The sequence below is a fragment of the Streptomyces durhamensis genome, assembly GCF_000725475.1.
Taxonomy (GTDB): domain Bacteria; phylum Actinomycetota; class Actinomycetes; order Streptomycetales; family Streptomycetaceae; genus Streptomyces; species Streptomyces filipinensis.
In genome coordinates, this window is sequence record NZ_JNXR01000202.1 from 1 (window position 1) to 260 (window position 260).

The window sequence follows — 260 nt, forward strand, 5'->3', positions numbered from 1 at the left end:
ATCAACAGCCCGCGCTTCCTGCGCCGGGCCGAGAAGAAGCTCAAGCGCCTTCAGCGGGAGCTGTCCCGCAAGGCCAAGGGATCGAAGAACCGGGCCAAGACCCGCATCAAGGTCGCACGCCAGCATGCCACGGTGGCGGACCGGCGCCGGGACTGGCACCACAAGGTATCCACACAGATCATCCGCGACAACCAAGCGGTGTATGTGGAAGACCTCGCGGTGTCCGGTCTCGGACGCACCCGTCTGGCCAAGTCCGTGCA

The 260-nt window shown here is 65.4% G+C and carries 1 protein-coding gene; it reads left to right on the forward strand.

Annotation, left to right across the window (positions count from 1 at the left end; genetic code table 11):
* Window positions 1-260: transposase (locus tag IO33_RS0142375; protein WP_031174379.1), on the forward strand; the 260-nt coding region annotated here is incomplete at both ends.